The organism is Streptomyces sp. NPDC002156 (genome assembly GCF_053593675.1).
The window spans coordinates 1-9,548 of sequence record NZ_JBSFDA010000260.1; the positions used below are offsets into that span (position 1 = coordinate 1).

Sequence of the window (9,548 nt, forward strand, 5' to 3'; positions counted from 1 at the left end):
CTGGGGGCTGCGCCCCCAGACCCCCCTTTCGGCCTGAACGGCCTCGTCCTCAAGCGCCGGACGGGCTGGAATGGCCGGGCCGGTGCTGAAGTGCGGCGGGGGCGGGTAAAAGGGTGGGCTGAGCGTGGTTGTCCTCGAACGCCGGCCGGGGGTTGATCTTTCAGCCCGTCCGGCGTTTGAGGACTAGGCCCGTTCAGGGCCGTAGGGGGGTCTGGGGGCGCAGCCCCCAGGGATGGGACGGGTAGGGGCGGCGGGGGCGGGTCAGGCCGACGTCGCGTCGGCAAAGGGGGGTGTGGGGCGGGCGTAGCGTGGAGGGTATGTCGAAGTACGGATCCTTTCCCGGTACGCGGCCCCGGCGGCTGCGTACCTCGCCCGTCATGCGCCGCATGGTCGCCGAGACCCGACTGCACCCCGCCGACTTCATCCTCCCCGCCTTCGTGCGGGAGGGCGTCAGTGAGCCTGTGCCGATCTCCGCCATGCCCGGTGTTGTACAGCACACCCGGGACAGTTTGAAGAAGGCCGCCGTGGAGGCCGTCGAGGCCGGGGTTTCCGGGATCATGCTCTTCGGGGTGCCCGAGGAAGCGAAGAAGGACGCCCTCGGGACTCCCGGTACCGATCCGGACGGGATTCTCCAGGTCGCCATCCGTGATGTGCGCGCCGAGGTCGGCGATGAGCTGCTCGTCATGTCCGATCTTTGTCTCGACGAGACCACCGATCACGGGCACTGCGGGGTGCTGGATGCCGAGGGGCGCGTTGACAACGACGCCACCCTTGAGCGGTACGCCGAGATGGCCCAGGTGCAGGCCGATGCCGGTGCTCATGTCGTCGGGCCCAGCGGGATGATGGACGGGCAGATCGGGGTCGTCCGTGACGCCCTTGATCAGATCGGGCGCGAGGACGTCGCCATCCTCGCCTACACCGCCAAGTACTCCTCCGCCTTCTACGGGCCCTTCCGGGAAGCCGTCGGTTCCTCGCTGAAGGGGGACCGGAAGACGTATCAGCAGGACCCCGCCAATGTCAGGGAGTCGTTGCGGGAGCTGGCGCTCGACCTGGAGGAGGGCGCCGACATGGTCATGGTGAAGCCCGCCGGGCCCTACCTCGACATCCTCGCCCGGGTCGCCGACGCCGTGGACGTGCCTGTCGCCGCCTATCAGATCTCCGGTGAGTACTCGATGATCGAGGCTGCCGCCGAGAAGGGCTGGGTCGACCGCGAGCGGGCCATCCTGGAGACCCTCACCGGTATCAAGCGGGCCGGCGCGCAGAACATCCTCACCTACTGGGCCACCGAGGCTGCTCGTATGTTGTGAGCCGTCGGGGGCTCGACGGGTTCGCCTTCGTGCCGCGCCGACGTCGTCGACGGGCCCTCGTCCCGTACGCCCTTGCCGTCCTCGCACGCCGTCAGGGTGGTGAGCGCGACGAGCGCGATCGCCGTGGCGGCGAACAGGCGCGTACGGGAGGTGCGTACGGACATGGGGGTGCCCTTTCCGGAGGGAGGGGAGGAGGGGGAGGGGCTGGTGGCCGTGCGTGTTGCTCGGCCGGCATCAGCTTGTGCCGTGAGTCGTCCCAGCGCCATGTTTCTCGGGGAATCCGGGACGCCCGTCGACCCATCACCCCGCTGACCTGCGCGAACGCCGTCCCGTTCAGGGACGCTCCGGGACGGTCCGCGTCCGGTCCGCGTTCGGTTTTCGATTCTCGGACATCAACTCCGGTCGGCGGCTAGGTTGTTGTTCGTTGAAGTTACTGCTCTCCAGAAGAGGCCTCATGAGCGGCGATGCTCTCAGTCAGGACCCCGCCGAGCTGAGAAGGCGGATCGACTCCACCAAGGCCCATCCGGCCCGGGTGTACGACGTCTTCCTCGGCGGCAAGGACAACTACCCGGCCGACCGCAACGCGGCGGCCGCGGCGCTCGCCGCCAATCCGCGCGGGTACCTGGACGTGCGGCACAACCGCGACTTCATGCGCCGCGCGGTGACCACGCTGGCGGCGGACGACGGCATCCGGCAGTTCCTCGACATCGGTACCGGCCTGCCCACGCAGGACAACGTCCACCAGATCGCGCAGCGCATCTCCCCGGACTCCCGGGTCGTGTACGTCGACAACGACCCGATCGTCCTCGCGCATGCGCGTGCCCTGCTCACCAGCGGGCCCGAGGGGCGTACGGACTACATCGACGCCGACTTCAACGACCCGGCCCAGATCCTCGAACAGGCCCGCAAGACCCTCGACTTCGATCAGCCGATCGCGCTCGTGCTCGCGGCGATCTTGCACTTCGTCGCGGAGCCGGAGGCGTACGACATCGTGCGCGAGCTGGTCGACGCGTTGCCGTCGGGGAGCCGGCTCGTTCTCAGTCACCTCACCGAGGATCTGAACCCGGAGAACATCCGCGCGGTGCAGCGGACGTACACGGAGCGTGGGTTCACCTTCGTGCTCCGGTCCAAGGCCGAGGTGGAGCGCTTCTTCGAGGAGAACGGGCTCGCTCTTGACGAGCCGGGTGTCGTCCCCGCCCACCGCTGGCGTCCCGACGGTAACGCGCCGGCTCCGGAGGTGGTCGAGGCCTCGTACTTCGACTCGCTCGACGACATCGAGAAGGTTCGGTATCGCGACATCAATGACGTCACGGACGCGGACATCAATGTGTATGGGGCGAGCGGGCGTAAGGCCTGATTGGGTCCGGGGGTGCGTAGTTCGTTGGCTGCGGGTCGGTGGGGGCTTGTCGCGCAGTTCCTCGCGCCCCTAAAGGGGCGCTGCCAGCTCGGTCAGTCCCACCAGAAGGTCCAGGTTCTGGTGTTGAGGAGTTCGTGTTCGGCGTAGGTGCGCAGGGTGTTGTGGGGGCCCTGGGTGATGTTGTCCGGGCAGAACGCGAAGTGTTCGGCGGCCACCGCCTCCGCCTCGGCGAGGGTGGTCGGCGGGGCCGCCACGGACAGGGTCAGCTGGTTGAAGGTGAGCGCTAGGACCCGTATGCCGAAGCGGTCCTCCCAGGAGCGCAGTACCGCGCAGAGGCGGGCCGTGTCGCTCTCGTAGTTCGCGGGGCCGGACCAGCCGATGGCCGCGGGGACGTCGGCGGAGCGGCGGGCCGGGACGAGGGCCAGGCGTGGTTCCTTGAGGGAGGAGCCGGCGGCCAGGAGTGAGTCGGCGAGCTGGGCGGCCAGTTCGTCCGCGTCGGTCTGGCCGGCTTCGGTGGCGGGGGCCAGGCCGGGCCAGTTCTCGTCCTCCGCCGCGTACTCCTCCCAGAACTCGGTGAGGACCTCTTCGGCGTCGTGGTCCCCGGGGTACGAGGTGTCGGCGGGCATCAACTCCCAGTCCTGCGGCCCGCCCTGGCCGCCGCCCACCTCTATGACCACCGGGACGAGCCCGGCCGCTCGGTACGCGTCGTGATGTGCGGCCCAGTCGCCGGGGGCGGAGGGCGCGTCGGCGTGCCAGAGGAGGGGCTCGTGCCACGGGCCCTCGTCCGTCGTGTCGATCAGGCTTCCGGCGGGGAGCGCGAGGCCGAGCATGCCGCCGGTCGGGTCGGCCGCGAGGTGGGGCAGCGGATTGGGAAGTGTCGCCATGCCGGTGACTGTAGAGCCTGCCACTGACAACGGGCCTGAGCAGGCCTGTCGGGTGGGCAGCGGGCAACGGTTCGAGATCGTTCCGGTGTCGGCGCGGCCTCGAAGTTGCGTCGGACTGGCAATGGAACGGCCATGGTTCGGCAGCCAGTTGGTGTCGGTGCTGTGTGCAGTCGGTGATCTTGCCTGGATCTGTCCTGAAATCGACGTACGTCGACTGCTGTCGGACTGCTTGGTAGGGCACGTCATGCCACACCACCTGCAACGAGCAACCGGATTGACGAGTTCCCGCCAGGCTCCGTAGCTTCTGCCCCTGGCCTGATCCGCTCGGTCGGCCCACATCGTTCCCTGGGGGGAAGCAATGAACTACTACGTCGAAATGCTCAAGAAGTACGCGGTGTTCAGCGGGCGCGCGCGCCGCAAGGAATACTGGATGGCCGCGCTGTTCTCCATCATCATCAGCATCGTGCTGGCGATCATCGACGCCGTCATCGGCGTGCAGATCCTCAGTGGCTTGTACGCCCTGGCGGTCCTCGTGCCCGGCCTGGCCATCACCGTGCGTCGACTGCACGACACGGGCCGCTCGGGCTGGTGGCTCCTGATCGCGCTCGTCCCGCTCGTCGGTGGGATCACGCTGCTGGTCTTCGTCTGCCTCGACAGTGACTCGGGGGAGAACAAGCACGGCCACAACCCGAAGGCCGTCCCCGCGTTCGCCTGATCGTTCGCACCGAGGGCATCGTCCCCATGCCCTGGCCGCCCGGTTCGTTCCGGGCGGCTTTTGGTGTTGTGGGCCTGTCGATCGGGGTGGCGTTCAGTCCGTCACCGTCACCATCACGATGACCGCCGCGACGATCGTGTCGAGGACCAGGCAGAACTCGGCGAGCGAGCGTGTCACCACCTTGTTGATCCGGTAGTGGTACGCGTCCCACGCGGCGTGGGCCAGCAGGCCGCCCGCCACGAAGTACGCGCCCACCGTCTCCGTCACGCCCAGGGCGACGGCCGCGGCCGCTCCGAACGCCGCCATGGCGATCAGGTGGTACGGCCAGCCGCCGTACGGGGGTGGGGTGTCGGGGCTTCGGCGGCCTTGCAGCAGGCCGTACGCCAGGAACGGGACGGCCAGCGCCAGGATGACCCAGGTCGGGTCCACGTCGCCGCCGCCCAGTAACTCGGTGGCGAAGATGACGACGACCGAGCCGAAGAACAACGGCCATACGGCGGACGGTTTCCGGAGGGCCGCCGCACCGAAGTAGACGAGCGCGGAGGCGGCGAGGGCGGGGGCCGCGTCGATGCCCTCGGCCATGTCGAGCCCGATCAGGGCGGCTGCCGCGATGCCGGCCAGGATCGGCCAGTGGTCGGCAATGCGTGGGGTCGTGGACGGCTCGGACGGTGGGGATTGCGGGCGGTGCTCCGGGAGTTTCGTCATGGCTTCAACGTACGTACCCCTGGGGGGTATGTATACGGGTTTAGACGGTGCTCGAAATGTCGGGCTCTAAGGCACGCGGCCGTCGACGCACTCCCGCTCGTCGTTCGTCGCGGGTTCGAAGCAGACGCGGACGGTCGTACCGGGGCGGGTCGCTGTCATCGCGGTGTAGACGTAGTTCTTCGCGTCGATGTCGTCCTTGATCTCGGCGCTGTAGGTGGCGCCGTCGGCGGTCACCTCGACGCGGTCGCCGATGCTCGTGTGCCATGTCCGGGCCCAACTGGCCCCGCACGCCTTGTCGTAGCGCACCGACACCCAGGCCCCGGTTGCCGTGCGGTGCTCCAGCAGGGTGTCGGGGGGACTGCCGCAGTTCATGTTCCAGGGGTCCTGGCCCTCGCAGGCGGCTCCTTGGCAGCGGGCGCCGGGAAGGGGCGTGGCAGGATGCGAGGGGGAGGGGGGCGCCTGCGGTTCGTCGTCGTTCGGTCCTGGTAGTAGCAGGACGGCCATCGCCACGATTCCGGCCGTCGCGGCACACGCCGACACCAGCGCCGCCTTGATCGCCGTACGCCGGTTACCGGTACGGGTGTCCTCCACCGGAGGTGGTGAGGGTGAGCGTGTGGGGGTGGGGGTCGGGGGTGGTGTCACCGGGCTTGGAGCGTCCGTCGGGCGCCAGGTCCACTCCGACTCCGCGATCTCCCACAGCGCCAGGCACCGGCCCTCCGGTTCGTGGGCGAGGGCGCACAGTTCCTGGACCGCCTGGCGTGGGGGGAGTGCCTTGCCGTTGAGGTAGCGGTCCCAGGACGACTTGCTGTACGTGGTCCGTTCCGCGAGGCCCGCCAGGCTCAGGCCCGTGCGCTCCTTCAACTCCCGCAGTGTGGCGGCCAGTCGGGTGCGTTCCGGTGAGGGCGATGGTGGTGGCGACGGCATCGGGTCGGGTGTCGTCCCGCTCATTTCGGAGTGGCCCCCGCGTTGCGCCGCAGGGCGCCCCAGGTGTGCGGGCCGATGATGCCGTCGACGACCAACTCGTCCCGTTTCTGGATGCGTTCGACCGCCCGTTGCGTCAACGGGCCGAAGATGCCGTCTATTTCTCCGGCTGGTATGCCCGCCCGGCGCAACAGGCACTGCGCCTCGGCGACTTCGGGGCCTGCCTGGCCGGCGGCCAGGATCGTGTCCTGGGTGCGGCTGTTGCCCGAGTACCAGCGGCCGTCGATCCGCTGCATCCGGCAGGTGTACGTGATTAGCGACGCCGACACCGACGCCGAAGTCGACGCCGACGTGGTGGGTGAGGTTCGGTGGGACGCCGTCGCGCTGCCGTCGCCGTCCTGGAGTTGTACGACCGCGAGGACCGACGCGGAGGCGATCAGTACCAGGGCCACCGCTCCCGCCACGAGCGTGGTGCGAAGCGGACCCTCTTGCGGCCGGGGGTGCCCCTGTTCCAGGGGCTCTCGTGCTTCTCGTGCTTCTCGTGCTTCTTGCGTCTCTTGCGTCTCTTGTGCCGGTGCACCCGTGCGTCTGCTGGTCCACGCCTCCGTTGCCACCTCGTGCAGTGCGAGCAGCCGGGTCGTGTCGTCGCCGCAGGTTCTTGCCATCGCCTCTACGGCTTCCCCGGGCGGCAGTGATCTGCCGTTCAGGTACCGTTCCCACGACTTCGCGCTGTACCCGGTCTTCACGGCCAACTGCCGCATGCTCAGCCCGCTGCGGTCCTTCAGCCGGCGTAATCGCATCACCAACTGGCGGACTCGGGGATCCAGTTCGGCCGGCAGCTCTTTCCAACGCGGCATATTCCCCCTACTTGCGTTCATGGCGCGGTCAGTGGCCGTGGCCATCGGCCCCTGCGCCCCTTCGCATTCTGCAACAGGGTCGACGGCCCGCACCGGAACGTGGTTCCCGCACGGGTACGGAATCGGCCACAGCCCGTCGCGGCCGTCCCGCCGGACCGTCCTGGCGGACGGCGTCCCAGCAGGTCAGCGGACGGGGCGTCCCACGAAGGCGTCACTTCTGAGGCAACTGTGGCAGCCGTTGCCGCCCACTGCGCATTCTCGTGTTGGCAGACCGGCGGCACGACCGAGCCGCCTCACAACCCCAAGGGGGAAGCATGCGATCGAACATGTTGACGAGGACCGCCATCAGCCTCACCGCCGTAGTCGGGCTCGCGGCCGGAACGGTGGCGGCCGCGGGTACCAGCTTCGCGGCGTCCCAGTCGGCCGCCACAACCGCGGTGAGCGCCCAGGACGTTTCCATCCTCGCGGTGAACAACCTCGGCTTGAACACGGCCCGGGCCAAGAACTGGCAGTGCTGGCTGCGCGACGTGGGCTACAGCCCCGGCACGATCGACGGGCAGCTGGGCACCAACAGCTGGAAGGCGGCGCAGCGCATGTTCAACGACCTGGGCCACAACGCCGGCACCGTCGACGGAGTGGTCGGCCCCAACACGATCAGGGCGCTGCAGCGCTACCTGAACACCTGGGGCTACAGCCTTGTCGTCGACGGGGACGCCGGATCGGCGACCAGGGCAGCGTTCTGGGACTTCAACGCCATTTGGTGCTGAGCCACCCTGACGACCGCCCACACGCCGCGGCCCGTCCTCCCCGGGGGAGAGGACGGGCCGCGTGCATCTCTTCGGGCGCTTCAGCGCTTCAGGCGTTCAGAGCCGCTCGGGCGTCCTGATGCCCAGCAGGGCCATGCCCTGGTGGAGCGTCTTCGCCGTCACGTCGCAGAGGAACAGGCGGTTCTCCACCTGCTGTGCCGACTCCGCCTTCAGTACCGGGCACTTGTCGTAGAACGTCGTGTACAGCGACGCCAGCTGGTACAGGTACGCCGCCAGCTTGTGCGGCGCGTACTCCGTCGCCGAGTCCGCCACCGTCTCCGCGAACCCGTCCACGTGCAGGGCCAACGCCCGCTCCGCGTCGGCCAGTTCGAGCTCCGGGTGCGGCTTCGGGCGTACCTCGCCGGCCTTGCGCAGGATCGACTGGATACGGGCGTACGCGTACTGGAGGTACACGCTCGTGTCGCCGTTCAGCGAGACCATCTGGTCCAGGTCGAACTTGTAGTCCCGGTTCGCCGACGTCGACAGGTCCGCGTACTTCACCGCGCCGATGCCCACCTGGGCGCCGCGCTCGGCGACCTCGTCGTCGGAGAGCTGGGACTGCGTGTCCTTCTCCCGTACGACCGTCGTCGCGCGGTCCACCGCCTCGTCCAGGAGGTCGACGAGCTTGACCGTCTCGCCCTCCCGCGTCTTGAACGGCTTGCCGTCCTTGCCGAGGACCGTGCCGAACGCCAGCTGGTACGCCTTCACGTCCTCGTCGTTCAGCCAGCCCGCCCTGCGCGCCGTCTCGAAGACCATCTTGAAGTGCAGGGACTGACGGGCGTCGACCACGTAGATCAGGTTGTTCGCCTTCAGGTTGAAGACGCGGTCCCGGATCGCCGAGAGGTCCGTCGCCGCGTAGCCGTAGCCGCCGTCGGTCTTACGGACGATCAGCGGGACCGGGTTGCCCTCCGGGCCCTTGATGTCGTCGAAGAACACGCACAGCGCACCCTCCGAGCGGACCGCCACCCCGGACTCCTCCAGGAGGCGGCACGTCTCGTCCAGCATGTCGTTGTAGCCCGACTCGCCGACGATGTCCGCGTCCTGGATGACCATGTCCAGCTTCTCGAAGACCGAGAAGAAGTAGATCTTCGACTCGTCGACGAACCGCTGCCAGGTGGCGAGCGTCGCGGGGTCGCCGGCCTGGAGGTCGACCACCCGGAGGCGCGCCCTCGTCTTGAACTCCTCGTCGGAGTCGAAGAGTTTGCGTGCCGCCTTGTAGAGGCGGTCGAGGTTCGACATCGCCTCCACGCCGGTCGCCTCGGTGTCCGTGGTGGTTGTTTTGTGGTCCAGCTCGTGCGGGTGCTCGTCCAAGTACTGGATGAGCATGCCGAACTGCGTTCCCCAGTCGCCGATGTGGTGCCTGCGGATCACGTTCTCGCCCGTGAACTCCAGGAGTTGGGCCACCGCGTCGCCGATCACCGCCGAGCGGAGGTGGCCTACGTGCATCTCCTTCGCCACGTTCGGCTGGGCGTAGTCGATGACCGTCGTGCCGGGGTGGGCGGCGGTCGGTACGCCCAGGCGGGCGTCCGGGTCCGCTGCCCTGGCCGCGAGGTTCTCGATGATCGCCTTGTCGGTGAGGGTGATGTTCAGGAAGCCGGGGCCGGAGACCTCGATGTCCTTGATCACGTCGCCGGACACGACGTTGGCGACGACCTGGGTCGCCAGGTCGCGGGGGTTGGCCTTGGCCTTCTTGGCGAGGGCGAGGATGCCGTTCGCCTGGAAGTCCGCACGGTCGCTGCGTCGCAGCAGCGGGTCCGCGGGGGCCGCCTCCGGCAGGGTTGCCGTGAGGGCGTCCGCGAGGCGCTGGTGGACGGTGGCGGTGAGGGACTTGACCGGGGCCATGGGAGTGGGTGCCGTTCTCCTGGTGGGTACAGGTTGATGGGGTCAGTATCCCATGGGGGGTAAAGGGGTTTTCTTGCGTGCGGGTGGGTGGTCTGTTTGGTTTCGCCCCCGCCGCCCCTACCCGTCCCATCCCTGGGGGCTGCGCCCCCAGACC

Annotated in this window: 10 protein-coding genes; 4 read left to right on the forward strand and 6 right to left on the reverse strand. The window is 68.7% G+C overall.

All coding sequences use genetic code 11. The features are described 5' to 3' along the window. Positions 1–317: 317 nt before the first annotated feature. Positions 318–1,307: a porphobilinogen synthase gene (gene hemB / locus ACWCRB_RS47000; protein ID WP_451001936.1), complete on the forward strand. Its 990-nt coding sequence runs from the start codon at positions 318–320 to the stop codon at positions 1,305–1,307. Here hemB and ACWCRB_RS47005 read toward each other — a convergent pair. Next, entirely contained in the window at positions 1,274–1,471 is a 198-nt protein-coding gene (locus tag ACWCRB_RS47005; RefSeq protein WP_451001937.1) for a hypothetical protein, read from the reverse strand. The two genes, hemB and ACWCRB_RS47005, sit on opposite strands and share 34 nt — an antisense overlap. Before the next feature lie 290 nt (positions 1,472–1,761). On the opposite strand from ACWCRB_RS47005, the gene ACWCRB_RS47010 reads away from it, so the two are divergent. Then, positions 1,762–2,664 (forward strand): SAM-dependent methyltransferase, encoded by a 903-nt coding sequence (locus tag ACWCRB_RS47010; protein ID WP_451001938.1) that lies wholly within the window; start codon positions 1,762–1,764, stop codon positions 2,662–2,664. Positions 2,665–2,756: 92 nt separating this feature from the next. Here the strand turns inward: ACWCRB_RS47010 and ACWCRB_RS47015 are convergent, their stop codons facing one another. Continuing rightward, positions 2,757–3,548, reverse strand: coding sequence for a DUF4253 domain-containing protein (locus ACWCRB_RS47015; protein ID WP_451001939.1), 792 nt, complete (start codon positions 3,546–3,548; stop codon positions 2,757–2,759). A gap of 358 nt (positions 3,549–3,906) precedes the next feature. Between ACWCRB_RS47015 and ACWCRB_RS47020 the strand changes: the two genes are divergently transcribed. Then, the gene (locus tag ACWCRB_RS47020; protein WP_451001940.1) at positions 3,907–4,263 is read left to right on the forward strand and encodes a DUF805 domain-containing protein; all 357 of its coding nucleotides are present in this window, start codon (positions 3,907–3,909) and stop codon (positions 4,261–4,263) included. Positions 4,264–4,356: 93 nt separating this feature from the next. Here ACWCRB_RS47020 and ACWCRB_RS47025 read toward each other — a convergent pair whose 3' ends face one another. The 3 genes from ACWCRB_RS47025 to ACWCRB_RS47035 form a co-directional block, all read right to left on the reverse strand. Next, the gene (locus ACWCRB_RS47025; RefSeq protein WP_451001941.1) at positions 4,357–4,968 is read right to left on the reverse strand and encodes a hypothetical protein; all 612 of its coding nucleotides are present in this window, start codon (positions 4,966–4,968) and stop codon (positions 4,357–4,359) included. A 66-nt stretch (positions 4,969–5,034) separates the two neighbouring features. Further along, a complete protein-coding gene (locus tag ACWCRB_RS47030) occupies positions 5,035–5,916 on the reverse strand; it encodes a helix-turn-helix domain-containing protein (protein WP_451001942.1) in 882 nt (293 codons plus the stop codon). Further along, on the reverse strand, positions 5,913–6,746 hold the full coding sequence (locus tag ACWCRB_RS47035; protein ID WP_451001943.1) for a peptidoglycan-binding protein: 834 nt from the start codon (positions 6,744–6,746) through the stop codon (positions 5,913–5,915). Before ACWCRB_RS47035 ends, ACWCRB_RS47030 begins: the two co-directional genes overlap by 4 nt. A 314-nt stretch (positions 6,747–7,060) precedes the next feature. On the opposite strand from ACWCRB_RS47035, the gene ACWCRB_RS47040 reads away from it, so the two are divergent. Next, the gene (locus tag ACWCRB_RS47040; protein WP_451001944.1) at positions 7,061–7,513 is read left to right on the forward strand and encodes a peptidoglycan-binding domain-containing protein; all 453 of its coding nucleotides are present in this window, start codon (positions 7,061–7,063) and stop codon (positions 7,511–7,513) included. A gap of 96 nt (positions 7,514–7,609) precedes the next feature. Here ACWCRB_RS47040 and argS read toward each other — a convergent pair whose 3' ends face one another. Further along, a complete protein-coding gene (gene argS, locus ACWCRB_RS47045; RefSeq protein ID WP_451001945.1) occupies positions 7,610–9,394 on the reverse strand; it encodes an arginine--tRNA ligase in 1,785 nt (594 codons plus the stop codon). Positions 9,395–9,548: the final 154 nt, after the last annotated feature.

Excerpts from the sequence above, each read along its gene's own strand:
- hemB (WP_451001936.1), top strand. The coding sequence starts at position 318 with ATGTCGAAGTACGGATCCTTTCCCGGTACGCGGCCCCGGCGGCTGCGT.
- ACWCRB_RS47005 (WP_451001937.1), bottom strand. The coding sequence starts at position 1,471 with ATGTCCGTACGCACCTCCCGTACGCGCCTGTTCGCCGCCACGGCGATC.
- ACWCRB_RS47010 (WP_451001938.1), top strand. The coding sequence starts at position 1,762 with ATGAGCGGCGATGCTCTCAGTCAGGACCCCGCCGAGCTGAGAAGGCGG.
- ACWCRB_RS47015 (WP_451001939.1), bottom strand. The coding sequence starts at position 3,548 with ATGGCGACACTTCCCAATCCGCTGCCCCACCTCGCGGCCGACCCGACC.
- ACWCRB_RS47020 (WP_451001940.1), top strand. The coding sequence starts at position 3,907 with ATGAACTACTACGTCGAAATGCTCAAGAAGTACGCGGTGTTCAGCGGG.
- ACWCRB_RS47025 (WP_451001941.1), bottom strand. The coding sequence starts at position 4,968 with ATGACGAAACTCCCGGAGCACCGCCCGCAATCCCCACCGTCCGAGCCG.
- ACWCRB_RS47030 (WP_451001942.1), bottom strand. The coding sequence starts at position 5,916 with ATGAGCGGGACGACACCCGACCCGATGCCGTCGCCACCACCATCGCCC.
- ACWCRB_RS47035 (WP_451001943.1), bottom strand. The coding sequence starts at position 6,746 with ATGCCGCGTTGGAAAGAGCTGCCGGCCGAACTGGATCCCCGAGTCCGC.
- ACWCRB_RS47040 (WP_451001944.1), top strand. The coding sequence starts at position 7,061 with ATGCGATCGAACATGTTGACGAGGACCGCCATCAGCCTCACCGCCGTA.
- argS (WP_451001945.1), bottom strand. The coding sequence starts at position 9,394 with ATGGCCCCGGTCAAGTCCCTCACCGCCACCGTCCACCAGCGCCTCGCG.